Annotated in this window: 26 protein-coding genes; 19 read left to right on the forward strand and 7 right to left on the reverse strand. The window is 52.9% G+C overall.

All coding sequences use genetic code 11. The features are described from left to right. Nucleotides 1-3 precede the first annotated feature (3 nt). A complete protein-coding gene (gene mlaA, locus OGX67_RS11615; RefSeq protein WP_003028190.1) occupies nt 4-759 on the forward strand; it encodes a phospholipid-binding lipoprotein MlaA in 756 nt (251 codons plus the stop codon). Between the two features lie 59 nt (nt 760-818). Here mlaA and fadL read toward each other — a convergent pair whose 3' ends face one another. Next, a complete protein-coding gene (gene fadL / locus OGX67_RS11620) occupies nt 819-2150 on the reverse strand; it encodes a long-chain fatty acid transporter FadL (RefSeq protein WP_032941151.1) in 1332 nt (443 codons plus the stop codon). Between the two features lie 371 nt (nt 2151-2521). Here fadL and OGX67_RS11625 point away from each other — a divergent pair, with 371 nt between their 5' ends. The 4 genes from OGX67_RS11625 (at nt 2522) to sixA (ending at nt 7133) form a co-directional block, all read left to right on the forward strand. Further along, on the forward strand, nt 2522-2806 hold the full coding sequence (locus OGX67_RS11625) for a YfcZ/YiiS family protein (RefSeq protein WP_003028186.1): 285 nt from the start codon (nt 2522-2524) through the stop codon (nt 2804-2806). Between the two features lie 175 nt (nt 2807-2981). Then, on the forward strand, nt 2982-4292 hold the full coding sequence (fadI, locus tag OGX67_RS11630; protein ID WP_003028183.1) for an acetyl-CoA C-acyltransferase FadI: 1311 nt from the start codon (nt 2982-2984) through the stop codon (nt 4290-4292). Then, nucleotides 4292-6439, forward strand: coding sequence for a fatty acid oxidation complex subunit alpha FadJ (gene fadJ / locus OGX67_RS11635; RefSeq protein WP_257651524.1), 2148 nt, complete (start codon nt 4292-4294; stop codon nt 6437-6439). Before fadI ends, fadJ begins: the two co-directional genes overlap by 1 nt. A gap of 208 nt (nt 6440-6647) precedes the next feature. Further along, nucleotides 6648-7133 carry a phosphohistidine phosphatase SixA gene (gene sixA, locus OGX67_RS11640; RefSeq protein ID WP_003028179.1) on the forward strand — a complete coding sequence of 162 codons (486 nt, stop codon included), beginning with the start codon at nt 6648-6650 and terminating at the stop codon, nt 7131-7133. Nucleotides 7134-7213: 80 nt separating this feature from the next. Here sixA and smrB read toward each other — a convergent pair whose 3' ends face one another. Further along, the gene (gene smrB, locus OGX67_RS11645) at nt 7214-7765 is read right to left on the reverse strand and encodes an endonuclease SmrB (protein WP_003839296.1); all 552 of its coding nucleotides are present in this window, start codon (nt 7763-7765) and stop codon (nt 7214-7216) included. 166 nt (nt 7766-7931) lie between these two features. Here smrB and prmB point away from each other — a divergent pair, with 166 nt between their 5' ends. Genes prmB through OGX67_RS11675 form a run of 6 tightly spaced genes read left to right on the forward strand, consistent with a single transcriptional unit; the run spans nt 7932 to nt 12482 of the window. Further along, nucleotides 7932-8864 (forward strand): 50S ribosomal protein L3 N(5)-glutamine methyltransferase, encoded by a 933-nt coding sequence (gene prmB, locus OGX67_RS11650; RefSeq protein WP_003028173.1) that lies wholly within the window; start codon nt 7932-7934, stop codon nt 8862-8864. A gap of 39 nt (nt 8865-8903) precedes the next feature. Next, a complete protein-coding gene (gene aroC / locus OGX67_RS11655; RefSeq protein WP_048217300.1) occupies nt 8904-9989 on the forward strand; it encodes a chorismate synthase in 1086 nt (361 codons plus the stop codon). A gap of 3 nt (nt 9990-9992) precedes the next feature. Continuing rightward, a complete protein-coding gene (gene mepA / locus OGX67_RS11660; protein ID WP_003028168.1) occupies nt 9993-10817 on the forward strand; it encodes a penicillin-insensitive murein endopeptidase in 825 nt (274 codons plus the stop codon). Then, on the forward strand, nt 10817-11626 hold the full coding sequence (locus OGX67_RS11665) for a sulfite exporter TauE/SafE family protein (protein ID WP_003028167.1): 810 nt from the start codon (nt 10817-10819) through the stop codon (nt 11624-11626). The genes mepA and OGX67_RS11665 overlap by 1 nt, the downstream gene beginning before the upstream one ends. Beyond that, on the forward strand, nt 11626-12174 hold the full coding sequence (locus tag OGX67_RS11670; protein ID WP_003834819.1) for an elongation factor P hydroxylase: 549 nt from the start codon (nt 11626-11628) through the stop codon (nt 12172-12174). Before OGX67_RS11665 ends, OGX67_RS11670 begins: the two co-directional genes overlap by 1 nt. A gap of 32 nt (nt 12175-12206) precedes the next feature. Next, nucleotides 12207-12482 (forward strand): YfcL family protein, encoded by a 276-nt coding sequence (locus OGX67_RS11675; RefSeq protein WP_003028163.1) that lies wholly within the window; start codon nt 12207-12209, stop codon nt 12480-12482. 114 nt (nt 12483-12596) lie between these two features. On the opposite strand, the gene mnmC is transcribed toward OGX67_RS11675, so the two are convergent. After that, on the reverse strand, nt 12597-14597 hold the full coding sequence (gene mnmC, locus OGX67_RS11680; protein ID WP_257651523.1) for a bifunctional tRNA (5-methylaminomethyl-2-thiouridine)(34)-methyltransferase MnmC2/FAD-dependent 5-carboxymethylaminomethyl-2-thiouridine(34) oxidoreductase MnmC1: 2001 nt from the start codon (nt 14595-14597) through the stop codon (nt 12597-12599). A gap of 159 nt (nt 14598-14756) precedes the next feature. Here mnmC and fabB point away from each other — a divergent pair, with 159 nt between their 5' ends. Next, on the forward strand, nt 14757-15971 hold the full coding sequence (gene fabB, locus OGX67_RS11685; protein ID WP_003834815.1) for a beta-ketoacyl-ACP synthase I: 1215 nt from the start codon (nt 14757-14759) through the stop codon (nt 15969-15971). Nucleotides 15972-16020: 49 nt separating this feature from the next. On the opposite strand, the gene OGX67_RS11690 is transcribed toward fabB, so the two are convergent. From OGX67_RS11690 to OGX67_RS11700, 3 genes are all read right to left on the reverse strand, one after another. Further along, nucleotides 16021-16539 carry a YqhG/Tai3 family protein gene (locus tag OGX67_RS11690; RefSeq protein WP_071697015.1) on the reverse strand — a complete coding sequence of 173 codons (519 nt, stop codon included), beginning with the start codon at nt 16537-16539 and terminating at the stop codon, nt 16021-16023. Then, a complete protein-coding gene (locus tag OGX67_RS11695; protein ID WP_257651522.1) occupies nt 16539-16907 on the reverse strand; it encodes a hypothetical protein in 369 nt (122 codons plus the stop codon). The genes OGX67_RS11690 and OGX67_RS11695 overlap by 1 nt, the downstream gene beginning before the upstream one ends. Nucleotides 16908-17053: 146 nt before the next feature. After that, the gene (locus OGX67_RS11700; protein ID WP_257651521.1) at nt 17054-17311 is read right to left on the reverse strand and encodes a helix-turn-helix domain-containing protein; all 258 of its coding nucleotides are present in this window, start codon (nt 17309-17311) and stop codon (nt 17054-17056) included. Between the two features lie 171 nt (nt 17312-17482). On the opposite strand from OGX67_RS11700, the gene OGX67_RS11705 reads away from it, so the two are divergent. Next, nucleotides 17483-17857 carry a hypothetical protein gene (locus OGX67_RS11705; protein ID WP_257651520.1) on the forward strand — a complete coding sequence of 125 codons (375 nt, stop codon included), beginning with the start codon at nt 17483-17485 and terminating at the stop codon, nt 17855-17857. 179 nt (nt 17858-18036) lie between these two features. After that, the gene (locus tag OGX67_RS11710; RefSeq protein WP_257651519.1) at nt 18037-19215 is read left to right on the forward strand and encodes an MFS transporter; all 1179 of its coding nucleotides are present in this window, start codon (nt 18037-18039) and stop codon (nt 19213-19215) included. On the opposite strand, the gene flk is transcribed toward OGX67_RS11710, so the two are convergent. Continuing rightward, nucleotides 19212-20213 (reverse strand): flagella biosynthesis regulator Flk, encoded by a 1002-nt coding sequence (flk, locus tag OGX67_RS11715; protein ID WP_257651568.1) that lies wholly within the window; start codon nt 20211-20213, stop codon nt 19212-19214. The two genes, OGX67_RS11710 and flk, sit on opposite strands and share 4 nt — an antisense overlap. Nucleotides 20214-20321: 108 nt before the next feature. On the opposite strand from flk, the gene pdxB reads away from it, so the two are divergent. The 5 genes from pdxB (at nt 20322) to accD (ending at nt 25100) form a co-directional block, all read left to right on the forward strand. After that, on the forward strand, nt 20322-21458 hold the full coding sequence (gene pdxB / locus OGX67_RS11720) for a 4-phosphoerythronate dehydrogenase PdxB (RefSeq protein WP_257651518.1): 1137 nt from the start codon (nt 20322-20324) through the stop codon (nt 21456-21458). Between the two features lie 68 nt (nt 21459-21526). Further along, a complete protein-coding gene (locus OGX67_RS11725) occupies nt 21527-22540 on the forward strand; it encodes an aspartate-semialdehyde dehydrogenase (RefSeq protein ID WP_003028144.1) in 1014 nt (337 codons plus the stop codon). Further along, complete coding sequence (gene truA / locus OGX67_RS11730) at nt 22540-23352, forward strand: tRNA pseudouridine(38-40) synthase TruA (protein ID WP_032949702.1); 813 nt, start codon at nt 22540-22542, stop codon at nt 23350-23352. Before OGX67_RS11725 ends, truA begins: the two co-directional genes overlap by 1 nt. 24 nt (nt 23353-23376) lie before the next feature. Next, nucleotides 23377-24036, forward strand: coding sequence for a DedA family protein (locus OGX67_RS11735; protein WP_003028140.1), 660 nt, complete (start codon nt 23377-23379; stop codon nt 24034-24036). Nucleotides 24037-24185: 149 nt separating this feature from the next. Next, nucleotides 24186-25100, forward strand: coding sequence for an acetyl-CoA carboxylase, carboxyltransferase subunit beta (gene accD, locus OGX67_RS11740; RefSeq protein WP_003839317.1), 915 nt, complete (start codon nt 24186-24188; stop codon nt 25098-25100). Nucleotides 25101-25200: the final 100 nt, after the last annotated feature.

Raw genomic sequence — 25200 nt, forward strand, 5'->3', positions numbered from 1 at the left:
CTTATGAAGCTTCGCCTGTCGGCGCTTGCGCTGGGAACCACACTTTTGGTGGGGTGTGCGAGCTCCGGTACTGAGCAGCAGGGGCGTTCGGACCCATTTGAAGGGTTCAACCGTACCATGTACAACTTCAACTTTAACGTGTTGGATCCCTATGTTGTTCGACCGGTAGCAGTGGCCTGGCGTGATTATGTTCCGCAGCCGGCGCGTAATGGTTTAAGCAACTTTACGGGGAACCTTGAAGAACCGGCCGTCATGGTCAACTATTTCCTGCAAGGCGATCCTTATCAGGGGATGGTGCACTTTACCCGTTTTTTCCTGAATACCCTGTTAGGTATGGGCGGCTTTATCGATGTGGCAGGTATGGCTAATCCGAAGTTGCAGCGCGTTGAACCACACCGCTTTGGCAGTACGTTAGGCCACTATGACGTGGGTTACGGGCCGTATATGCAGCTTCCGTTCTACGGTAGTTTCACACTGCGTGATGACGGCGGCGATATGGTCGATACCCTGTATCCGGTACTGTCCTGGCTGACCTGGCCGTTGTCGATAGGCAAATGGACGGTTGAAGGGATTGAAACTCGCGCGCAATTGCTCGATTCTGACGGTCTGCTGCGTCAGTCTTCCGATCCTTACATTATGGTGCGTGAAGCTTACTTCCAGCGTCATGACTTTATTGCGAACGGTGGGAAACTCAAACCAGAAGAAAACCCGAACGCGAAAGACATTCAGGACGATTTAAAAGAGATCGATTCTGAGTAAGGAATTGGGCAAATAAAAAGGTGAGCTAAAAAGCTCACCTTTTTTACGTATGAAGAAAATCAGAATGCGTAGTTCAAGTTCATACCGTACAACCAAGCTTTCCCTTCAGATTCAAAGGAGTATGGGCCTTCTTCGAACTTCACTTTCTGACCGTGCATATAAGAGATGCCAACATCCAACGAGGCATCCTTATTAAAGGCGTAGGTTGTGCCCGCGCTCAGCCAGAAGCGGTCCTGATCCGGAATAGAGATGGAACGACGGTTTGCCGGAACCGGGCTATCATCAAAGGCGATACCGGTACGGAACGTCCAGGTATCATCATAGTAATAAGTAGTACCGAGCGCGATGCGATAGGAGTCTTTGAAGCCTTCTTCTTTATAGAACAAGGTTTGGCCGTTGTTGCCTTTTGCTTTCAGCTCCTGGAACTGACTCCAGCTGGTATAAGCCATGCTGTAGTGAACCGCCCACTGTGGTGCAACGCGGTTATAACCTGAAAACTCCCACATTTCCGGCAGGTTCAGATCAAGTGAACCATCGATCGTACTGCCGTTGGTTCCTGCTGGCAGGCTGGCGAACACTGGACGCAACTGCGCAGGAATACGATCCATTGATGGCAGATTGCTGCGGTAATCACCGTTGAAGTCAATTTTTACTTCAGAACGGTAGGTGAAACCGTAGCGGTTATCTTTGTCTACTTCATAAAGAAGACCAGCATTCCAACCGAAGCCCCATTCGTCACCTTTCAAGCGCGCAATCTGTGTATCTGCCGGATATTGCGCAGCCAGTGATGGAGGAATTCTACCCCCGGAGCCTGCAACGATCTGCTGTGGTAAATCGCCTGCATAGCGTTCAAGCTTCGCTTTGGCATAGATGGCGTTTAAACCGAGACCGAAGCTAAAATGATTGTTCAGGCGATAAGCACCGCTCAGGTTTAGATTGAGCGTTTCCAAATCGGTTTTTCCGCCCATCGAGCCTGCTGTGTAATTATTGTTAAACTCCGTAGCCAGGCCGTAGTTAGAGGTGACTGAGGCCCCCCAACCAAACTGATCGTTAATCGGAGCAACAAAATGCACGTTCGGTATCCAGGCTGTTGGGGCGATATTATCCTGGCTGGCGTCATTGCCAATACGCGAGCGACCGGAAATATCTACATCCGGGTCAACGAAAATTGCACCCGCAGAAAAAGTAGGGCGATCGAACATCATAATCAGTGCCGGGTTACGACTGGCGTTTCCTGCATCATCTGCAATTGCGCCTTCACCCGAATATGCCCGGCCAAGGCCAGAGGAAGAAAATTCGTTTAACTGAAAGCCTGCAGACCAGGCCTGTGTGGAGATAATTGCCACTGCGACTGCGAGAGCAGACTTTGTAAACAGGGTTTTCTGGCTCATGACCATAACCTCATAGATTTATTTTTATACAAACAATGTTACATACCGTAACAGGAGCGCGAAGTGTAGGGTCTGAGGTACGACTTAGAAATCAGACCAGTGGCGTGAGTATAGGTCGGACCAGCTGGAATGTTGCAAGTATGTTTATAAATATTTTCAAATTTGATCAGAGAAACGCGATCCAGCTGGCAAAATTGCGGAGGTGCGCACTCACCTGTTTGGGCGATTTTTGTTTTAGATCATTTTTAAGTGTGATTTCGGTCACTTATCGCATTTCGTACAATTAACGACTGGAGAGGCGAATAATGGGAGCGTAAAATATCCCTATCGTTTATCTGGCACCTCAGGTGCGAATACAGAGGAAATCTACAATGAGTAAATGCAGTGCTGATGAAACCCCGGTTTGCTGCTGTATGGATGTTGGCACCATCATGGACAACTCCGATTGCACCGCGTCCTACAGCCGTGTGTTCGCGAATCGCGCAGAGGCAGAAGAAACACTGGCCGCTCTGACTGAAAAGGCACGTGGCGTGGAATCTGAGCCTTGCCAAATCACTTCGACCTTTACTGAAGTGTCAGAAGGTGTGCGTCTGGATATCGACTTTGTTTTTGCCTGTGAAGCTGAAACGCTGATTTTCCAGCTGGGCCTGCGTTAATCCCCTCTGCAAAAGCCCTTGCTATCTGATAGCAAGGGCTTTTTCGTAACTGTCAGTGATTATTCACTGTGTCTTAGCTCCCACTTTCTTTTCTCCCCGCTTGGCTAAATGTAAAAAATTGGTTAAGACTATGATCAGGTCAGACCACTTATTTTATTTTTTACAGGGGAGTGTTATGAGTCAGGCTTTACCGCTGGTTACCCGCCAGGGCGACCGTATTGCCATTGTAAGTGGATTGCGTACGCCATTTGCTCGTCAGGCTACCGCGTTTCATGGCATTCCCGCCGTTGATTTAGGTAAAATGGTCGTCGGTGAGCTGCTGGCGCGCAGCGAAATTCCTGCCGATGTGATCGAGCAACTGGTTTTTGGTCAGGTGGTGCAAATGCCTGAAGCACCAAATATTGCTCGTGAAATTGTGCTGGGAACCGGCATGAATGTACATACCGATGCATACAGCGTGAGCAGGGCCTGCGCGACCAGTTTCCAGGCGGTGGCGAATGTCGCGGAAAGCCTGATGGCGGGGTCTATTCGTGCTGGAATTGCGGGTGGTGCGGACTCCTCGTCAGTCTTGCCTATTGGCGTTAGTAAAAAGCTGGCGCGGGTGCTGGTGGATGTCAATAAGGCCCGGACAACCGGTCAACGTCTTAAACTCTTTTCCCGATTGCGCTTACGTGACCTGATGCCTGTGCCGCCAGCCGTCGCCGAGTATTCTACCGGTTTGCGTATGGGGGATACGGCTGAGCAAATGGCCAAAACCTATGGTATTACCCGAGAGCAGCAGGATGCTCTGGCGCACCGCTCTCATCAGCGTGCCGCTCAGGCATGGGCTGAAGGAAAGCTGGCAGATGAGGTAATGACTACCTACGCGCCACCGTTTAAAGATCCTTTTTCAGAAGATAACAACATTCGCGGTAACTCTACGCTGGCCGATTACGCCAAACTACGTCCGGCGTTTGACCGCAAGCACGGCACCGTCACCGCGGCAAACAGTACCCCGCTAACGGACGGCGCAGCCGCCGTGATCATGATGACAGAGTCGCGTGCGAAAGAGTTGGGGCTGGTGCCGCTGGGGTACTTGCGTAGTTTTGCTTTTACCGCCATCGATGTCTGGCAGGACATGCTGCTGGGACCGGCGTGGTCAACACCGCTTGCCCTGGAGAGAGCCGGTCTGACGATGGCAGATTTAACCCTGATCGATATGCATGAAGCCTTTGCCGCGCAAACGCTGGCGAATCTTCAGCTGTTGGGTAGCGAACGTTTTGCCCGCGACGTGCTGGGCAGGGGGCATGCCACTGGCGAGGTTGATGACAGTAAATTTAACGTGCTGGGCGGATCGATTGCCTATGGACACCCCTTTGCTGCCACCGGTGCGCGCATGATCACTCAAACCCTCCATGAGCTGCGTCGTCGTGGCGGCGGTTTTGGTTTAGTGACAGCCTGTGCAGCTGGTGGTCTGGGTGCGGCAATGGTTCTGGAGGCGGAATAATGGAAATGACATCGGCTTTTACACTAAACGTACGTCTGGATAACGTTGCTGTTGTCACCATTGATGTGCCCGGAGAGAAAATGAACACCCTGAAAGCAGAGTTTGCTTCTCAGGTGCGGGCCATTCTGAAACAAATCCGCGATAACAAAGCATTGCGTGGTGTGGTGTTTATTTCGGCTAAACCCGATAACTTCATTGCCGGGGCGGATATCAACATGATTGGTAGCTGTCGCAGCGCGCAGGAAGCCGAAACGCTGGCCCGTCAGGGGCAGCAGATGATGGCTGAAATTAATGCTTTACCGATCCCGGTTATCGCCGCGATTCATGGTGCATGCCTCGGCGGTGGCCTGGAGATGGCGCTGGCGTGCCACAACCGTATTTGTACCGATGATGCTAAAACCGTACTGGGTTTACCTGAAGTACAACTTGGCTTGTTGCCCGGCTCCGGTGGTACGCAGCGGCTGCCGCGCCTGATTGGCGTCAGTGCCGCACTGGATATGATCCTCACCGGAAAACAATTACGCGCAAAACAGGCGCTGAAAGTTGGTTTAGTGGATGAAGTTGTACCGCATTCCATTTTGCTGGAAGCGGCCGTTGAACTGGCTAAAAAGGACAGTTCTGCGCAACGAACACTGCCCGTGAGAGAGCGAGTATTGGCGGGGCCGCTGGGGCGGGCGCTGTTGTTCCGCATGGCCAGTAAAAAGACGGCGCAAAAAACGCAAGGTAACTACCCTGCAACAGAACGTATCCTTGAGGTCATCGAAACCGGGCTAGCGCAAGGCAGCAGTAGTGGTTACGACGCAGAGGCCCGCGCGTTTGGTGAGCTGGCGATGACATCCCAGTCTCAGGCGCTACGGCACATCTTTTTTGCCAACACCGACGTGAAAAAGGATCCGGGAAGCGATGCGAAGCCCGGTCCGCTGGACAGCGTTGGCATTTTGGGCGGCGGTCTGATGGGGGGCGGTATTGCTTATGTGACGGCCTGTAAAGGCGGCTTGCCTGTGCGAATCAAAGATATAAACGCTAAGGGAATCAACCATGCGCTGAAGTATAGCTGGGATCAGCTTGAAACGAAGGTTCGCCGCCGTCATATCAAAGCCAGCGAACGCGATAAACAACTGGCGCTGATTTCGGGATCGATCGACTACCGTGGCTTTGCGCATCGCGATTTGATTATTGAAGCCGTGTTTGAAGATCTGTCGCTAAAACAACGGATGGTGGCAGAAGTTGAGCAAAATTGCGCACCTCATACCGTTTTTGCTTCTAACACCTCATCTTTGCCCATTAGCGATATTGCTGCGAATGCTACCAGGCCTGAACAAGTGATTGGTTTACACTTTTTTAGTCCGGTGGAAAAAATGCCGTTGGTCGAAGTGATCCCACATGCCACGACCTCCGAGCAGACGATTGCAACTACCGTTAAGTTAGCGAAAAAACAGGGCAAAACGCCGATAGTGGTCAGAGATAAGGCTGGCTTTTACGTTAACCGCATTTTAGCGCCTTACATTAACGAAGCGATTCGTATGTTGACTGAGGGCGAGCGGGTCGAAACCATAGACGCCGCGCTGGTTAAGTTTGGTTTTCCTGTTGGGCCAATCCAACTTTTGGATGAGGTCGGAATTGATACGGGCACTAAAATTATACCAGTGCTTGAGGCTGCATATGGAGAACGTTTTAGCGCGCCTGCAAATGTTGTTGCTTCAATTTTGAATGACGATCGCAAAGGTAGAAAAAATGGTCGGGGTTTCTATCTTTATGGTGTGAAAGGGCGTAAAAGCAAAAAACAGGTCGACCCTGCAATTTATACGCTTATTGGCGTTCAGGGTCAGGGCCGACTTACCGCTGCGCAGGTAGCAGAGCGGTGCGTCATGTTAATGCTCAATGAAGCAGCTCGTTGTTTCGACGAGAAGATAGTCCGTAGCGCACGTGATGGCGACATCGGCGCTGTATTTGGTATTGGTTTTCCGCCATTCCTCGGCGGCCCGTTCCGGTATATAGATTCACTCGGCGCGGGAGAAGTGGTTGCGACTCTGCAACGGCTGACCACGCAATACGGCTCGCGGTTTGCGCCGTGTGAACAGTTATTGCAGATGGCGGCACACAGTGAAAGATTCTGGAATATTGGGGAAACTGACCTGAATTCATGAGGTCAAAGGTAGGATGAATCCGCACTGAATGTATGGCTCGCGCTCAAAATGTAAACAGAGATTGACTATACTTACGCCGTTGAGGTAAAAAACAGCGTTTCATTCGGTGAATGGATAAGGCACAATGCCGGCCACCATATCGTTATCACAGCCAATAGGGGCTGTGAATAAAGGTATTGGTGATTCTGGTTAACAAAAGCGGTGCAATATGCAAGTTTTTATCATGCGTCACGGCGACGCGGCCCTCGATGCCGCCAGTGATTCGGTTCGTCCCTTAACCTCCTGTGGTTGTGACGAATCTCGCCTGATGGCGAACTGGCTGAAAGGTCAAAAAGTGGATATCGAACGTGTTCTGGTGAGCCCGTTCCTACGAGCCGAACAAACGCTGGATGTGGTGGGGGAATGTATGAACCTGCCAACCGGTGTGGATGTTTTGCCGGAGTTGACTCCTTGCGGCGATGTCGGTCTGGTCAGTGCCTATTTACAGGCTCTGGCCAATGAAGGTATCGCCACGGCACTGGTTATCTCTCACTTGCCTTTAGTGGGGTATCTGGTGTCTGAGCTTTGCCCAGGTGAAACACCGCCGATGTTTACCACATCAGCGATTGCCAGCGTAACGCTTGATGAGAGCGGGAAGGGTACTTTTAACTGGCAGATGAGCCCGTGTAACCTGAAAATGGCAAAAGCGATTTAAAAAGGTTGGTATCGGATAAGGCGCAGCCGTCATCCGAAAATGCAAAGAGCCGCAAACGCGGCTCTTTCTGTTTTTCTGCATCACGGAAGTTCGGGCGGTAGCCACTCTTCTACTTCAATTAGCACCAGCAGCGCGGCGTCGCCACCGTACTCTTTCGGTGCCTGATGAAAAGCCATCACGTGCGGATGCTGGGCCAGCCAAAGCGGCGTTTGCTGTTTCAGAATATGTTTTCCGTGGCCATGCATCACGCAGGCGCAAAATACATGCTCACGACGACAGGCGGCAATCAGCGCGCCTAACTCTTGTTTGGCCTGCTGCTGGGTCAGCCCATGCAGATCGAGAAACAGCTCCGGAGAGTAATCGCCACGGCGCATTTTCTTCAGTTCGAAATGGCTGACGTCGGCACGCAGGTATCTTACCGGACCGTCCGTATTCAGCAGCGGCTGAAACTCATCCGAGAAATAGTGGCTGGCATCAGCTTGCTCCTGTAGCAGTCTTTTAACCGGAACCTCGGCAATTTTTTTACGTGGAGGTCGGTGAACAATGGTGTCCTGTTTAATTTTACGCGTGCCGGTCATCAGCTGGCGAAACAGCGTCTGATCCTCCTCGCTGAGCGATGTTTTCTTTTTCATTCGAGAGTCTCAACTTTTATTTTCCATTAGTTTAACCCGACTCGGCGGGCATCCGATCGCTTAAAACGCAATTTTCGCGCTCAGGGCCTGTGTGAATGCTGATTTATCGCCGTCTTCGTGGCAAACTAGCCGCCGAAATTAATACGAGCATGCCCTGGAGGAATACGTGGATAAAATTTTCGTCGATGAAGCAGTGAGTGAACTGCATACCATTCAGGACATGTTGCGTTGGGCGGTCAGCCGTTTTAGCGCGGCGAACATCTGGTATGGCCATGGCACGGATAACCCATGGGACGAGGCCGTACAACTAGTGCTGCCGTCACTTTATTTGCCGTTGGATATTCCGGAAGACATGCGTACAGCGCGTCTGACCTCCAGCGAGCGTCATCGTATTGTTGAACGCGTGATTCGCCGCGTCAACGAGCGCATTCCGGTTGCTTATCTGACCAACAAAGCCTGGTTCTGCGGGCATGAGTTTTATGTTGATGAACGCGTGCTGGTTCCGCGTTCACCGATTGGCGAGCTTATTAATAACCGCTTTGCGGGCCTTATTAATGAGCAGCCGCAGCATATCCTCGATATGTGTACCGGCAGCGGTTGTATTGCCATTGCCTGCGCGTATGCCTTCCCGGAAGCCGAAGTTGATGCGGTGGATATCTCCACTGACGCGCTGGCGGTGACCGAACACAATATTGAAGAACACGGCCTGATCCATCACGTCACGCCGATCCGTTCCGATCTGTTCCGCGATCTGCTGAAAGTCCAGTATGACCTGATTGTGACCAACCCGCCGTATGTCGATGCGGAAGATATGTCCGATCTGCCAAACGAATATCGTCACGAACCTGAGCTGGGTCTGGCGTCCGGCAGTGATGGGCTGAAACTTACCCGCCGCATTCTGGGGAACGCCCCAGACTACCTGTCAGATAACGGTATTCTGATTTGTGAAGTCGGAAACAGCATGGTACATCTGATAGAGCAATATCCGGATGTACCGTTCACTTGGCTGGAGTTCGACAACGGCGGTGACGGCGTATTCATGCTGACCAAAGAGCAGTTAGTTGCTGCTCGTGAGCACTTCAGCATTTATAAAGACTAATTACACGCGCAAATACACAACACTCATAACGGAGCCGTGATGGCAGGAAACACAATTGGGCAACTCTTTCGCGTAACCACTTTCGGCGAATCACACGGGCTGGCGCTCGGTTGTATTGTCGATGGTGTTCCGCCGGGCATTTCTCTGACAGAAGCTGACCTGCAGCACGATCTCGACAGACGGCGTCCAGGCACATCGCGCTACACTACGCAGCGTCGTGAGCCGGATCAGGTGAAAATCCTCTCCGGGGTGTTCGAGGGCGTTACCACTGGCACCAGCATTGGCCTGCTGATCGAAAATACCGATCAGCGTTCACAGGATTACGGCGCGATTAAGGACGTTTTTCGTCCAGGACACGCCGACTATACCTATGAGCAGAAATATGGCCTGCGCGACTACCGTGGTGGCGGACGTTCGTCCGCACGTGAAACAGCGATGCGCGTGGCGGCCGGAGCTATTGCCAAAAAATATCTGGCGGAAAAGTTCGGCGTTGAGATTCGCGGTTGCCTGACGCAGATGGGTGATATTCCGCTGGAGATAAAAGACTGGTCCCAGGTGGAACTTAACCCGTTCTTTTGTCCGGACCCGGATAAACTCGAAGCGCTGGACGAACTGATGCGCGGGCTGAAGAAAGAGGGCGACTCCATCGGGGCGAAGGTGACCGTTGTTGCAAGCGGTGTGCCTGCGGGTCTTGGCGAACCTGTATTCGACCGCCTGGATGCCGACATCGCCCATGCGCTGATGAGCATTAACGCCGTTAAGGGCGTTGAGATTGGCGACGGATTTGACGTTGTTGCGCTGCGTGGCAGCCAGAACCGAGATGAAATCACCAAAGAAGGTTTCCAGAGTAACCATGCGGGCGGCATTCTGGGTGGGATCAGCAGCGGGCAACAAATCATTGCTCATATGGCACTGAAACCGACGTCCAGTATTACCGTTCCAGGGCGCACCATTAACCGCTTTGGTGACGAAGTCGAAATGATCACTAAAGGTCGTCACGATCCGTGCGTTGGGATCCGCGCCGTACCGATCGCCGAGGCGATGCTGGCGATCGTATTGATGGATCACCTGCTGCGTCAGCGGGCGCAAAATGCGGACGTGAAGACCGATATTCCACGCTGGTAAGAGATGAAAAAAACGGCACTTGCGGCGCTGGCTCTGTTTGCCAGTACCGCCTGTCTGGCGGCGACGCCCTGGCAGAAAATTACCCATCCGGTTGCGGGCAGCGCGCAGTCTATCGGCGCGTTTTCCAATGGCTGTATTGTTGGCGCAGATACGCTGCCTGTACAGTCAGAACATTATCAGGTGATGCGCACCGATCAGCGTCGTTACTTTGGCCATCCGGATCTGGTGAGGTTTATCCAGCGTCTGAGTAATCAAGCTAATAGTCAGGGGCTGGGCACGGTGTTAATCGGTGATATGGGTATGCCGGCCGGTGGGCGATTCAATGGCGGTCACGCCAGCCACCAGACGGGACTGGATGTGGATATTTTCCTGCAACTGCCGAAAACGCGCTGGACCCAGTCGCAACTGCTGCGGCCGCAGGCGTTAGATCTGGTCTCACAGGACGGCAAACGTGTTGTGCCATCACTGTGGAAACCGGAGATTTTTAGCCTGGTAAGGCTGGCTGCAAAAGATAATGAAGTAACGCGTATTTTCGTGAATCCGGCGATTAAGCAACAACTTTGTCTGGATGCAGGGACCGACAGGGACTGGTTGCGTAAAGTGCGGCCATGGTTCCAGCATCGTGCGCATATGCACGTGCGGTTACGTTGCCCTGCCGACAGCCTTGAGTGCGAAGATCAACCGTTACCGCCACCGGGTGACGGCTGTGGCGCAGAGCTGCAAAGCTGGTTCGAACCTCCAAAACCTGGAACCACCAAGCCTGAGAAGAAGACACCGCCGCCGTTGCCGCCTTCCTGCCAGGCGCTACTGGACGAGCATGTACTCTAATGGATCATTTTGCCTCTCTGTTTATGGTGTCGCCACTGCTGCTAGGTGTGCTGTTTTTTGTGGCGATGCTGGCAGGTTTTATTGATTCTCTGGCCGGAGGCGGTGGTCTACTCACCATCCCGGCATTGATGGCGGCCGGGATGCCACCTGCGCAAGCGCTGGCGACCAATAAGTTGCAGGCCTGCGGGGGATCTATCTCTTCCTCCCTCTATTTTATTCGTCGTGGCGTGGTTAATCTGGCGGATCAGAAGCTCAATATCTTCATGACGTTTGTCGGATCAATGAGCGGGGCGCTATTGGTTCAGCACGTGCAGTCAGATGTTCTGCGCCAGATCCTGCCGGTTCTGGTTATATGTATTGGCCTTTACTTTCTGTTGATGCCGAAAGTGGGGGAAGAGGACCGACAGCGTCGATTGCACGGTTTACCTTTCGCGCTGGTGGCGGGAGGCTGCGTCGGTTTTTACGATGGCTTTTTTGGTCCGGCGGCAGGGTCGTTCTACGCGCTGGCCTTTGTCATGCTGTGCGGATACAACCTGGCGAAATCGACGGCCCACGCCAAAGTATTAAATGCCACATCGAATATCGGTGGGTTGTTGTTGTTTGCCCTCGGCGGCAAAGTGATTTGGGCGACAGGTTTTGTGATGCTCATTGGCCAGTTTATTGGCGCACGGATGGGCTCTCGACTGGTGCTCAGCAAAGGACAAAAACTCATTCGGCCAATGATCGTTATTGTCTCCGCCGTGATGAGCGCCAAGCTACTTTATGATAATCATGGACAGGAGATTCTCCACTGGCTGGGGATGAACTAATGAATAATACGCATCACTACGAACAGTTAATTGAGATTTTTAACGGCTGCTTTGCCGATGAATTTAATACCCGTCTGATTAAAGGCGACGACGAACCGATCTATCTTCCTGCGGATGCGGAATTACCGTATCACCGTATCGTTTTTGCGCATGGTTATTACGCCAGTGCGTTACACGAAATTTCACACTGGTGCATCGCCGGTAAAGCCCGTCGTGAGCTGGTCGATTTTGGTTACTGGTACTGCCCGGACGGACGCGACGCGAAGACACAATGCCAGTTTGAAGATGTGGAAGTGAAGCCGCAGGCGTTTGACTGGTTGTTTTGCATGGCGGCGGGGTACCCGTTTAACGTCAGTTGCGACAACCTCGAAGGGGACTTTGAACCAGACCGCGTGGTATTCCAGCGCCGTGTTCATGCTCAGGTAATGGAGTACCTGGAAAAGGGGATCCCTGAACGTCCGGCGCGTTTTATTAACGCGTTACAGAATTATTATCACACGCCTGAACTTACGGCGGAACAATTCCCGTGGCCCGAAGCGCTCAACTGAAGCTGCTGCCACGTTTACAATGAGGAAAGAAGATGATCGCGGAGTTTGAATCACGCATTCTGGCATTAATCGACGATATGGTAGAGCACGCCAGCGATGATGAGTTGTTTGCCAGTGGCTATTTGCGTGGACACCTGACGCTGGCTGTGGCTGAGTTGGATGCTGGCGAGGACCATTCCGCTGAGGCATTGTACGCCAATGTGACCAGCAGCCTGGAAAAAGCCATCAGCGCAGGCGAACTCTCGCCGCGTGACCAGGCGTTAGTGAAAGAGATGTGGGACACTTTATTTCAAAAGGCAACGCAATAATAATTGCAGTGGATTGTGCCGGATGGCGACGCGAAGGCGTCTTATCCGGCCTACGTGGACGGGGATTGTTGGCCTGATAAGCGTAGCGCCATCAGGCAATGATGAGATGGTATCTTATTTCACCGCTTTACCCTTCAATAACTTCCTTACCCACAGACGATTCGGATTCAGCGCAGCCAGCGTGCTGGCATCCATAGGGATAGGTTCATCGCTCATTTGCGATGCCAGAATTTCTGCACACAGCGGGGCAGTACACAGCCCGCGCGAGCCCAGCGCTCCCAACATAAATAAATTGGAATAAACCGGGGCGTTTACGGCGTGCTCTCTGTCTTCGGCAAGAGTGGCATACTGGCTGAGCGTGGCGTCATAATCCGCGACGTTGCCGACCATCGGCATGTGATCGCGCGTGGCGCAGCGCACTCCACAACGTGCGGCATTGCCACTAACGTCTACTTCTTTTGCCCACGCGGCATTCGGGAAACAATCTATTAAGCGCTGACGGTTTTGCTGCTGATCGTCAGCACGATACACCGTTTCTTCACTTCCGCGATGATAACTGGCGCCAATGCAGTGCTGCTGATTTTGCGGGTTGTGCGGCGTGAGGTAGCCGTCATAGCACAGCACCTGACGCAGCGCTGAAAGCGAAGGCGTAGTAGGAATGTGACTCACCTGACCGCCTACGGAGTACACCGGTAGCGACTGCGTCTGTTCAACGCTGTTAATGCGATGCCCGTTAGCCAGAACTACCGCAGCGTGAGTGGCGGTTGCTCCACTGACAAATGCCAATTTCCAGTTTTCTGTCTGTCGAGACAGTGAGGCCAGCGTATGTTGATACCGGGTGCGTAATCCCAGCGTTGCGGCATAGTCGAATACGGCGGCGGTTAGCTGTGCCGGACATAGCCATCCTCCGGCGGGGTACTGAATCCCGCCGCATCCGGTTTTTACGCCTGTCGTTTGTAAAACCTGCTCTGCGTCAACCCCGACGGCGAGCGCATTGGGCAACTCAAGGGACAACATTTGGTCGATTTTTTGCTGGCTTTTCTCATCCCACGCCAGTTGCGTCACGCCGCACCAGTCATGCGCGAACTCAACGGGGAGGGCGTCATACAGCCGGCGGGCGAAGGTAAACGCGGAGGGGAAAAAGAGATTAATGGCCGCGTCATGCTTGCTCAGTAGCGGATAAAGAGCGCCCTGGCGATTGCCGGATGCACCCCCGGCTGGGTTGTCGTCGGCGCAATAGAGCGTGACCTGCCAGCCGCGGCGCAGTAACGCCAACGACAGCAATGCGCTGGCAATCCCCCCGCCAATAATGGCGGCTTCGCGTTTATCTGTTCCGGTACGTGCAAACCAGGGTGCCGAGGAGGGGAGCGCCAGCGTCTTATCCATTACGCCACAAAGCATTTCTCGTTTGCGACCAAAGCCTTTGCATTTTTGCATCGTAAATCCGGCTTCCTGCAATCCCCGACGCACAAAGCCTGCTGAGGTGAAGGTCGCCAGCGTGCCGCCGGGGCGAGCCAGACGGGCCATTGCGTTAAACAGCGTTGGCGTCCACATATCCGGATTTTTTGCCGGCGCGAAACCGTCCAGAAACCAGGCATCCACTTTTTGATTCAGGGAGTCATCGAGCTTGCTGGTCAGTTCATTAATATCACCAAACCACAGATCCAGAGTGACGCGTCCTTCATCAAGGAGCAGGCGATGGCATCCCGCTAACGGCAGCGGCCATTGCTCTTGTAGCGCCGTGGCCCACGGAGCAAGTTCTGGCCAGTGCTGATGGGCTAAGGTCAGATCTTCACGCGTCAGCGGAAATTTTTCAAAACTGATGAAATGTAATCTTTCCAGGGTAGCGTCAGGGTAGGTATCGCGGAATTCGGCAAATGCCTGCCAGAGTGTCAGGAAGTTAAGTCCGGTGCCAAACCCGCTTTCTGCCACCACGAAGAGGGGACGTGAATGCGCAGGGAATCGCTGGGCGAGATGATTCCCGCCGAGAAAGACGTAACGTGTCTCTTCCAGCCCGTTATCATTAGAAAAATAGACATCGTCAAAATCTCGGGAAACAGGTGTACCCTCAGCGTTGAATTCAAGGTTGGCAGGTTGTATAGCGTATTGTTTCACGTAAGTTACTCGTCTGGCAGGCTGTGCCCCGATCTTAGCGATGAGTGCCTGGCTGCGCAAATTTCCACATTAAATGGCTGATCGGACTTGTTCGGCGTACAAGTGTACGCTATTGTGCCACTCGAAACTTTAAAATAGTGCGACTTACAGAGGTATTGAATGAAACGTGCAGTGATTACTGGCTTGGGCATCGTTTCCAGCATCGGTAATAACCAGCAGGAAGTCCTGGCATCTCTGCGTGAAGGACGTTCAGGGATCACTTTCTCTCAGGAGCTGAAGGACTCCGGCATGCGTAGCCACGTATGGGGCAACGTAAAACTGGATACCACTGGCCTCATTGACCGCAAAGTAGTGCGCTTCATGAGCGACGCATCCATCTATGCATTCCTTTCTATGGAACAGGCTGTGGCTGATGCCGGCCTTGCAGCAGAAGATTACCAGAACAACCCGCGCGTTGGCCTGATTGCAGGTTCCGGCGGCGGCTCCCCGCGTTTTCAGGTGTTTGGTGCTGACGCAATGCGTAGCCCGCGTGGCCTGAAAGCGGTTGGCCCGTATGTGGTCACCAAAGCGATGGCGTCCGGCGTTTCTGCCTGCCTCGCAACGCCGTTCAAAATCCACGGCGTAAACTACTCTATCAGCTCTGCCTGTGCGACATCTGCGCACTGTATCGGCAACGCAGTAGAACAAATTCAGCTGGGCAAACAAGACATCGTTTTCGCTGGCGGCGGCGAAGAGCTGTGCTGGGAAATGGCGTGTGAATTCGACGCCATGGGCGCGCTGTCTACCAAATATAACGACGATCCATCCAAAGCTTCCCGTACCTATGACGCACACCGTGACGGTTTCGTTATTGCTGGCGGCGGTGGTATGGTCGTGGTCGAAGAGCTGGAACACGCTCTGGCACGTGGCGCGCACATCTATGCGGAAATCGTCGGTTACGGCGCAACGTCCGATGGCGCAGACATGGTTGCTCCGTCTGGCGAAGGCGCAGTACGTTGCATGCAGATGGCGATGCACGGCGTAGACACGCCGATCGACTACCTGAACTCCCACGGTACTTCTACTCCGGTAGGCGACGTGAAAGAGCTGGGTGCGATTCGTGAAGTGTTTGGCGACAACAGCCCGGCAATCTCCGCAACCAAAGCCATGACCGGTCACTCACTGGGCGCGGCTGGTGTACAGGAAGCTATCTACTCTCTGCTGATGCTGGAACACGGCTTTATCGCGCCAAGCATCAACATTGAAGAGCTGGACGAGCAGGCGGCAGGTCTGAACATCGTGACCAAACCGACCGAGCAGGCGCTGACGACTGTTATGTCTAACAGCTTCGGTTTTGGCGGCACCAACGCTACGCTGGTTATGCGTAAGTTGTAAGCGTAAGACTGAAAGATTATGCAAGAGGGGAGCCTGATGGCTCCCTTTTTTATTTATTCAACTTTTCGTACTCCGGTGCGATTTCCAGAGACCATTCTTTGGCGTGTGCGATATCGCCGGCGCTGTAAATTGGCTGTTCAAATTGATTACCCAGATCCCGCACTCGGTAAATTTTCCAGTGACCGTCCTCCCAACGCGTATACACTTCCAACTGCATAGGCGCCTCTCCTGTCGGCCCACCTAATTGTACTTCCATCTTTTCGCCACCGAGAAAGGATAGCGCTGATTTGACCCGTAACAGTGGGATCCATTTTGGGTCGTAATCCTGTACGTACATAAAGTAGTCCGAATTCAGTATTTCCTGCTCGTAAAGGCTGTCAATCAGAGCCAGACGATTGATAACGTCTTTCGCCACATAGCGTTGCATGAGTGCGGATGTATCCCGCTCTTGTGTGTAAGAGGACATCCATGCGAGATAGAATAGTTTTACATCCCGGGAGCTGTCGTGGCGCGCCGCAGAGCAGCCGCAAAGTAACAAAACCAGAGCAACCAGCGAGAGCGATTTCATTATGGTTTCCTGTAAATAGTAAATGACGGTTTTGCCGCCCGATAGCCAGGTCCGGCCCACATATCACGTTGTCTAAAATCGGAGTACCACGCCTGACCGTCAAATATCGCCATATGCCCGCTTGGGTTTCCTCCCTCATAAGGCTGAATGATGATGACATCTCCTGCCCGGGGCTGTTCAAATGTGCCGATGGGGCTGAAACCGGCACTTCTTAGCATGGGGCCATAATCTTTGGCATGATAAGTATGCCCAAGAGTGATGCCTCCTGCCTGAATAGCTTTGCGGGTATATTCCGCACAGCGTCCTTGAGAATGTGACCCCGCGTGTGATTTAGCGTGATTAACTGCTGTTGCTTTATTCCAACTCATCGATGCTCCTGTTAATAGGTTATGTAATAACAACGTGTATTTCTTTAACAGGATTCGAACTGATAAAAATGACCGATAATGTTATTAATAGCTTTAATGCGTTAGCCTTTAATATAAATTAATTGGTTGAATGAATTTTTATTAATTTATTTATAATTGATGGTTATTTTTTTGGTTTTTTTCTCTGATTTAGAGAGGTAGCGTGATGGCCAAATTACGTCCGGCGTAGTTTCAAGTGCCTGCGCGATGATCAGCTCTGCCCGAGGCCAACTGCGGGTAAATACATTGCGCAAAGAGTCGGGAGATAACCCCGCTGAACGCGAAAGCTCTCTGAGCGTAATACCTCTTTTTTCCAGTGCACTTTTAATATCTGCACGATGCCAGTCTTGGCTTTTGTGTTCCATTCTGTAATCCTAAGAAGATGTGTTATCGGCACCGATATTTTTCAGGTTATAAATTAGAAAGACAAAAGAACGTTACTTTCTTTTTATCGTAGGAATATTGCCAGAATTAATTTGAAATTTCGCGGAAAAGAAAAAATATTTTTATTTCATCAGCAGAAAGGAAAGAAACTGATGGTAAAAGAGTGGTTCACGGTGAAGGAGTGTCTTGAATTGCCAGGGTTTCCGAGAAGCGCACCCGCTGTACGCTTGCGCTTAAATACCTACAGTGAAGGAAAAGCGGGTGTCAAACGTAAGCGCGCGAAGTCTAAGGCCGAGGAATTTCATATTTCAGTGTTTCCGCTGTATGTACGCTCGTATCTGAATGAAAATGAGAACACAGTAGCACCAGACCACAATATCGCGCAGGAAGCCGAACCTAAAGAGATTTGGGATATGATGTTCCGACTCCTGACGCCGCATCAACGTGAGCAGGTAACCGGGAAGTTCAGAGCGAAAGGCATTGATGCGGTATTTCCCTTTTTGTTCGCAGAGAAGTCACCGTTTTGATGCGCGCACCTGTGCTTTCACAGTTGACAGCCAGGGGCTCTCGCAGGCAGACTCCAGCTTCAACATTATCCTCTTGATAATGCGTAAGCGTTTAACGTTATCCAACGCACCTTAATCCTGATAGTCAGGTAGAGGGGGCGTGGGCATTCCTCGCCTTACTCTGCATTTTGGAGTAACGCATGACAGCTGTAACCCAACAAGAAAAAACACCTTCGGCGAACTTTTCGCTGTTTCGCATCGCTTTTGCGGTTTTCCTGACCTATATGACGGTCGGTTTACCTTTGCCCGTCATTCCTCTGTTTGTGCACCAGGAACTGGGCTATGGCAATACCATGGTCGGCATCGCCGTCGGCGTACAGTTTCTGGCGACGGTATTAACACGCGGCTACGCCGGGCGGTTAGCCGATCAATATGGTGCCAAACGCTCGGCGTTACAGGGGATGTTTGCCTGTGGGCTGGCGGGTGCGGCGTGGCTGTTAGCCGCGCTATTGCCCGTTTCTGTTCCCGTAAAATTTGCGTTGCTAATCGTCGGTCGTTTGATCCTCGGTTTTGGCGAAAGCCAACTGCTCACCGGAACGTTGACCTGGGGGCTGGGGCTGGTCGGCCCAACACGCTCCGGTAAGGTGATGTCATGGAACGGAATGGCGATTTACGGCGCGCTGGCCGCCGGTGCACCGTTGGGACTTCTGATCCACAGCCACTTTGGCTTCGCGGTGCTGGCGGGAACCACGATGGTATTACCGCTGCTGGCATGGGTATTCAACGGCACCGTGCGTAAAGTGCCTGCACATGCAGGAGAACGTCCTTCGTTATGGAGCGTGGTAGGGCTTATCTGGAAACCGGGCCTGGGCCTGGCGCTGCAGGGCGTTGGCTTTGCGGTGATCGGTACATTTATTTCACTCTATTTTGTCAGCAACGGCTGGACGATGGCGGGGTTCACCCTGACCGCGTTTGGCGGGGCGTTTGTGCTGATGCGTATTCTGTTTGGCTGGATGCCGGACCGGTTCGGTGGCGTGAAGGTTGCCGTTGTCTCTTTGCTGGTGGAAACCGCAGGACTGATTCTGCTGTGGCAGGCCCCAATAGCCTGGGTTGCACTGCTTGGAGCGGCATTAACCGGGGCCGGGTGTTCGCTTATCTTCCCGGCCTTGGGCGTCGAGGTGGTGAAGCGAGTACCCGCGCAGGTTCGCGGTACGGCGCTGGGTGGGTACGCCGCATTTCAGGATATCTCCTACGGCATAAGCGGGCCGGTCGCCGGGGTGCTGGCCACCGCGTACGGTTATCCCTCAGTGTTCCTTGCCGGGGCGATATCCGCCGTGGTGGGGATTATTATAACGTTGCTTACGCTGCGTAAAGGTTAAGCGACCAGCCAGAAAGTGGCTAACGTAATCATCAATGCAACAAACAACAGTCCCGGTCGTGCCGACAGAGATTTAACCGTTTCAATCATCGGCGCGAACGGGCTGTAAATGGGCTGCAGATGACGCGGATCGCTGAGCTCGCGTTCTCGTTCCACGCGACGCAGGAAAATTTGATTGAGCAAGTCCTGCACCTGCACCGTGGTCAGAATCGATTGTGGTTGGATCTGATACGTCTGCTGCGCGTACTCTTTTATTGCTGTCAGCTCATTCGGCTCTAATGGCAGCTTCAGCGCAGCCTGGAGCGTTTGTAGCGTCGGGGCGCTTTGCAGGCTGAGCGTCTGGCGCGCCTGCAGCCAGGTGACCAGGTGCGTAAACTGTTTGGCAGGGATCAGCTCACCGCTTTTTACGCCAGACAACTCCAGCATCGACTGCCAGATCATCTTCCCGGATTCTCCCGTGGCCGCCGCCAGTTTGGTAACTAACTGGTTCAGCGTATTGTGCTCTGCGGGGAGCAACGGGCGATCGGTTGCCGGGCGCTGCTGCGGCTGTGGTATCGACAGCTGCCCTTGCTGCAGCAGTGTGAGTACGTTCTTCAACTGCTCAGGCGTGAGCTGACTGAGTGCCGTTTGCCCATACTGCTGACGGATAAAATCACTCACCGCCTGGCGATTATTTCCCTGGCTCAGTAATTCAGTGAGCTGCGAAAGCACCTGACGATTAACATGATTTTGCTGAGCAACCCCCAGCCGTTGGTTCAGGTTTTGCTCAGCGGCTGGAAAGTGACGTGACTGCAGCGGCGTATCACTTTTGACGCCCAGATCGTGCTTCATTCCGGCCCACACCTCAGCACTTTGCTGCTGGGTGAGTGAAATCAAACGGGTAATTAGTCGTTCCAACACAGTACGTTGTTGCGTGGATAACGGTTGTTCACCCGCAGCGGAAGGGGCATTTTGGCCTTCGCCGGGAGGGCGTGCGGGCGTACCTGAAATGGGCTGCATCATCTCTGTTCCTTAAATCTGTGCTGACCAGGTCTCGCAGTATGCCTGGCGGCGAGATTATGGCACACTTGCCCGGTTAACTCTCGTTCTCAAACAGGTGCGAAAGACGTGAAAATCCTCGTTGATGAAAATATGCCCTATGCCCGCGAACTGTTCAGTCGTTTGGGGGAGGTCAAAGCGGTTCCCGGTCGTCCGATTCCCGTTGCTGAACTGGATGATGCGGATGCTTTAATGGTGCGCTCGGTGACGAAAGTAAATGAATCACTGCTTGGCGGAAAACCGGTTAAATTTGTCGGTACGGCAACCGCTGGTACAGACCATGTGGATGACGCCTGGCTTGCGCAGGCTGGGATCGGTTTTTCCGCCGCGCCCGGTTGTAACGCGATAGCGGTCGTAGAATATGTTTTTTCAGCGTTGCTGATGCTGGCGGAGCGTGATGGGTTTGCGTTACGCGATCGCACCGTAGGCATTGTGGGTGTGGGCAACGTGGGTGGGCGTTTGCAGGCGCGTCTGGAAGCGCTGGGGATCCGCACGCTGCTGTGCGATCCACCGCGAGCCGATCGCGGTGACGAGGGCGATTTCCGCTCGCTGGACGAACTGGTAGAGCAAGCCGATGTGCTGACTTTCCATACGCCACTGTTTAAAGACGGACCCTACAAAACGCTGCACATGGCGGATGATGCGCTGATTAGCCGACTGAAGCCGGGCACTATTCTGATCAACGCCTGCCGTGGGTCGGTCATCGACAATACAGCATTGCTGAACCGGTTGAATGCCGGTCAGTCGCTGAGCGTTGTGCTGGATGTCTGGGAAGGAGAGCCGGATCTCAATGTGGCGTTGCTGGAGAAAGCCGATATCGGCACGCCGCACATTGCCGGGTATACCCTCGAAGGAAAAGCGCGTGGCACCACGCAGGTCTTTGAGGCCTATAGTAAGTTTATTGGTCACGAGCAGCACGTTGCGCTCAGTACCCTGTTACCCGCGCCGGAATTTGGTCGTATCACCCTGCATGGCTCGTTAGATCAGCCAACGCTGAAAAGGCTGGCGCATTTAGTGTATGATGTGCGCCGCGATGATGCGCCGCTGCGTAAAGTCGCTGGAATTCCGGGTGAGTTTGATAAACTGCGTAAAAATTACCTTGAGCGTCGTGAGTGGTCGTCTCTATATGTGATGTGTGACGACGCAACGGCTGCTGCCTTATTGTGTAAGCTGGGTTTTAACGCTGTTCATCATCCGGCACATTAATGTCTTCTTAATGCTCCCTGTCGAATAATGCGACAGGGACGCTTACGTATTTCTTGGAGTAAATCACCATGTCTGAAGGCTGGAATATTGCCATTCTGGGCGCAACGGGCGCCGTAGGCGAAGCCCTGCTCGATACGCTGGCTGAACGCCAGTTCCCGGTCGGTGAAATTTATGCGCTGGCGCGTAATGAAAGCGCCGGTGAGCATCTGCGTTTTAACGGTAAATCGGTCATAGTGCAGGACGTTGCAGACTTTGACTGGACGCAGGCACAGTTGGCATTTTTTGTTGCGGGCACTGAAGCCACCGCCGCATGGGTAGAAGAAGCAACGAATGCGGGTTGCCTGGTGATTGACAGCAGCGGTCTGTTCGCGCTTGAACCAGACGTTCCGCTGGTGGTTCCGGACGTTAACCCGTTCGTGCTGGCGGATTACCGTAACCGCAATGTGATTGCGGTACCAAACAGCCTGACAAGCCAGTTGCTGTCTGCGCTGAAACCATTGATTGATGACGGCGGGCTGTCACGGATTACGGTGACCAATATTATTTCGGCTTCCGCTCACGGCAAAAAAGCCGTAGACGCACTGGCCGGACAAAGCGCGAAATTGCTTAACGGCATCCCGATTGACGAAGATGATTTCTTTGGTCGTCAGCTGGCGTTCAATATGCTGCCGCTGCTGCCCGATCGCGAAGGCAGCGTGCGTGAAGAGCGTCGTATTGTTGATGAAGTGCGCAAAATTATGCAGGATGACGGTCTGCTTATTTCAGCCAGCATCGTGCAGTCCCCGGTATTTTATGGCCACGCGCAGATGGTGAATTTTGAGGCTCTGCGCCCGTTGGCGGCGGAAGAAGCACGCGACGCGTTTTCGCGCGGTGAAGACGTGGTGTTGTCGGAAGAGACCGACTTCCCGACCCAGGTTGGCGACGCGTCAGGTACTCCGCACCTTTCTATTGGCTGCGTGCATAACGATTACGGTATGCCGGAGCAAGTTCAGTTCTGGTCTGTGGCAGACAACGTACGCTTTGGCGGCGCGTTAATGGCGGTGAAAATTGCGGAAAAACTGGTGCAGGAGTACCTGTACTAATGTCTGACCAGCAACAGCCGTCAACCCATAAAATTGCGCTGGGCATTGAGTATGACGGCAGCAAATATTATGGCTGGCAGCGCCAGAACGAAGTGCGTAGCGTTCAGGAAAAACTGGAAAAAGCGCTTTCTCAGGTGGCGAATGAACGCATTAATGTTTTTTGTGCAGGTCGCACGGATGCGGGCGTTCATGGCACTGGGCAGGTCGTGCATTTTGAAACCACTGCCCAGCGTAAAGATGCGGCCTGGACACTGGGGGTAAATGCGAATTTACCTGGTGACATCGCCGTGCGCTGGGTGAAAGCTGTACCTGATGATTTTCATGCCCGATTTAGCGCTACGGCTCGCCGTTATCGCTACATCATCTACAATCATCGGTTGCGTCCTGCAATTTTAGGTAAAGGGGTAACCCATTACTATGAGCCGCTGGACGCTGAGCGTATGCATCGTGCAGCCCAGTGTCTGATTGGCGAAAATGATTTTACCTCGTTCCGGGCGGTGCAGTGTCAGTCGCGCACACCGTGGCGTAACGTGATGCACATTAACGTCGAACGTTTCGGTGCATATGTGGTGGTGGATATTAAAGCGAATGCCTTTGTACATCATATGGTCAGGAATATTGTCGGCAGCCTGATGGAAGTTGGCGCCAACAACCAGCCGGAGAGCTGGATAGCAGAACTGTTAGCGGCAAAGGACAGAACGCTGGCAGCGGCAACGGCGAAAGCGGAAGGACTGTATCTGGTTGCAGTAGATTACCCGGACCGGTTCGACCTGCCAAAACCGCCTATGGGCCCGCTATTTCTGGCGGACTAATTTGAGTCGTATAAAGGCATAACTATGGACCTGATTTACTTTCTTATTGATTTTATCCTGCACATTGATGTGCACCTGGCGGAGCTGGTCGCGGAATACGGTATCTGGGTATACGCGATTCTGTTTCTGATCCTGTTCTGCGAAACCGGGCTGGTGGTGACACCATTCCTGCCAGGGGACTCGCTGCTGTTTGTTGCTGGTGCGCTTTCTGCGCTGCCGACCAATGATCTCAATGTTCATCTGATGGTGGCACTGATGATTGTGGCGGCGATTGTGGGCGATGCAGTGAACTACACGATTGGCCGATTGTTCGGGGAAAAACTTTTCAGTAACCCGAACTCCAAAATTTTCCGCCGCAGCTACCTGGATAAAACCCATGCGTTCTACGAGCGTCATGGCGGTAAGACGATTATCCTGGCGCGTTTCGTGCCTATTGTGCGCACATTTGCGCCGTTTGTTGCCGGTATGGGACATATGTCCTACCGTCACTTTGCGATGTATAACGTCGTAGGTGCATTGCTGTGGGTATTGTTGTTCACCTACGCAGGCTACCTGTTCGGCGATTTGCCGATCGTCCAGGAAAACCTGAAATTACTGATTGTGGCGATTATCGTCCTTTCCGTATTGCCGGGGGTGATTGAAGTAATTCGCCATAAGCGTGCTGCGTCACGGGCTGCAAAATAGAAAGTAACTCAGCGGTTCGACCACTTTTTTATCCAAAGTTTCGGGCTGTTATGTTTTAATGTGCAACATTCATGGTCTGTTAGGGGCAAAAATGGCATTATGCGCCCCTTATAACAAAGCTGACTAGGGTTCAGGCAGAAAGGTCACCAATGAGCTGGATTGAACGAATTAAAAGCAACATTACTCCCACCCGCAAGGCAAGCATTCCTGAAGGGGTGTGGACCAAGTGTGATAGCTGCGGTCAGGTTTTATACCGTGCTGAGCTGGAACGTAATCTTGAGGTCTGTCCGAAGTGTGACCATCATATGCGCATGTCGGCGCGCAATCGCCTGCATAGCCTGTTAGATGAAGGTTCTCTTGTGGAACTGGGTAGCGAGCTTGAGCCGAAAGACGTGCTGAAGTTTCGTGACTCTAAAAAATACAAAGACAGACTGGCTTCTGCGCAGAAAGAAACCGGCGAGAAAGATGCGCTGGTGGTGATGAAAGGCACGCTGCATGGTATGCCGGTCGTTGCTGCGGCATTCGAGTTCGCGTTTATGGGCGGCTCCATGGGCTCTGTGGTCGGTGCGCGTTTTGTCCGTGCCGTTGAGCAGGCACTGGAAGACAACTGTCCGCTGATCTGCTTCTCCGCTTCTGGCGGGGCGCGTATGCAGGAAGCGCTGATGTCTCTGATGCAGATGGCAAAAACCTCTGCTGCGCTGGCGAAAATGCAGGAACGCGGTTTACCGTATATTTCTGTGCTGACCGACCCAACAATGGGTGGTGTTTCCGCAAGCTTCGCGATGCTGGGCGATCTCAACATTGCAGAGCCGAAAGCACTGATTGGCTTCGCGGGTCCGCGTGTTATCGAGCAAACCGTACGTGAGAAACTGCCGCCGGGATTCCAGCGCAGCGAGTTCCTGATTGAAAAAGGCGCTATCGATATGATCGTCCGCCGTCCGGAAATGCGCCTGAAACTGGCAAGCATCCTGGCGAAGCTGATGAATCTTCCTGCGCCGAATCCGGATGAGCCGCGTGAAGGCGAGGTGGTATCTCCGGTACCCGATCAGGAATCAGAAGCCTGATAACTTACTCTATGGATTTCGAGTTGCAGGAAGACGGCAAGAGAGTGAACCCTGATGAGCTTGCACGGGCAAGTGATTCGGGTGAGCGAGAGCAGCCAAC

It is taken from the genome of Citrobacter sp. Cf118, assembly GCF_030334095.1.
GTDB classification, from domain to species: Bacteria; Pseudomonadota; Gammaproteobacteria; order Enterobacterales; family Enterobacteriaceae; genus Citrobacter; species Citrobacter freundii.

Bases quoted from the DNA above. Each gene is read 5' to 3' on its own strand.
- mlaA (WP_003028190.1), top strand. From the start codon at position 4: ATGAAGCTTCGCCTGTCGGCGCTTGCGCTGGGAACCACACTTTTGGTG.
- fadL (WP_032941151.1), bottom strand. From the start codon at position 2,150: ATGAGCCAGAAAACCCTGTTTACAAAGTCTGCTCTCGCAGTCGCAGTG.
- OGX67_RS11625 (WP_003028186.1), top strand. From the start codon at position 2,522: ATGAGTAAATGCAGTGCTGATGAAACCCCGGTTTGCTGCTGTATGGAT.
- fadI (WP_003028183.1), top strand. From the start codon at position 2,982: ATGAGTCAGGCTTTACCGCTGGTTACCCGCCAGGGCGACCGTATTGCC.
- fadJ (WP_257651524.1), top strand. From the start codon at position 4,292: ATGGAAATGACATCGGCTTTTACACTAAACGTACGTCTGGATAACGTT.
- sixA (WP_003028179.1), top strand. From the start codon at position 6,648: ATGCAAGTTTTTATCATGCGTCACGGCGACGCGGCCCTCGATGCCGCC.
- smrB (WP_003839296.1), bottom strand. From the start codon at position 7,765: ATGAAAAAGAAAACATCGCTCAGCGAGGAGGATCAGACGCTGTTTCGC.
- aroC (WP_048217300.1), top strand. From the start codon at position 8,904: ATGGCAGGAAACACAATTGGGCAACTCTTTCGCGTAACCACTTTCGGC.
- mepA (WP_003028168.1), top strand. From the start codon at position 9,993: ATGAAAAAAACGGCACTTGCGGCGCTGGCTCTGTTTGCCAGTACCGCC.
- OGX67_RS11665 (WP_003028167.1), top strand. From the start codon at position 10,817: ATGGATCATTTTGCCTCTCTGTTTATGGTGTCGCCACTGCTGCTAGGT.
- OGX67_RS11670 (WP_003834819.1), top strand. From the start codon at position 11,626: ATGAATAATACGCATCACTACGAACAGTTAATTGAGATTTTTAACGGC.
- OGX67_RS11675 (WP_003028163.1), top strand. From the start codon at position 12,207: ATGATCGCGGAGTTTGAATCACGCATTCTGGCATTAATCGACGATATG.
- fabB (WP_003834815.1), top strand. From the start codon at position 14,757: ATGAAACGTGCAGTGATTACTGGCTTGGGCATCGTTTCCAGCATCGGT.
- OGX67_RS11690 (WP_071697015.1), bottom strand. From the start codon at position 16,539: ATGAAATCGCTCTCGCTGGTTGCTCTGGTTTTGTTACTTTGCGGCTGC.
- OGX67_RS11695 (WP_257651522.1), bottom strand. From the start codon at position 16,907: ATGAGTTGGAATAAAGCAACAGCAGTTAATCACGCTAAATCACACGCG.
- OGX67_RS11700 (WP_257651521.1), bottom strand. From the start codon at position 17,311: ATGGAACACAAAAGCCAAGACTGGCATCGTGCAGATATTAAAAGTGCA.
- OGX67_RS11705 (WP_257651520.1), top strand. From the start codon at position 17,483: ATGGTAAAAGAGTGGTTCACGGTGAAGGAGTGTCTTGAATTGCCAGGG.
- OGX67_RS11710 (WP_257651519.1), top strand. From the start codon at position 18,037: ATGACAGCTGTAACCCAACAAGAAAAAACACCTTCGGCGAACTTTTCG.
- flk (WP_257651568.1), bottom strand. From the start codon at position 20,213: ATGCAGCCCATTTCAGGTACGCCCGCACGCCCTCCCGGCGAAGGCCAA.
- OGX67_RS11725 (WP_003028144.1), top strand. From the start codon at position 21,527: ATGTCTGAAGGCTGGAATATTGCCATTCTGGGCGCAACGGGCGCCGTA.
- truA (WP_032949702.1), top strand. From the start codon at position 22,540: ATGTCTGACCAGCAACAGCCGTCAACCCATAAAATTGCGCTGGGCATT.
- OGX67_RS11735 (WP_003028140.1), top strand. From the start codon at position 23,377: ATGGACCTGATTTACTTTCTTATTGATTTTATCCTGCACATTGATGTG.
- accD (WP_003839317.1), top strand. From the start codon at position 24,186: ATGAGCTGGATTGAACGAATTAAAAGCAACATTACTCCCACCCGCAAG.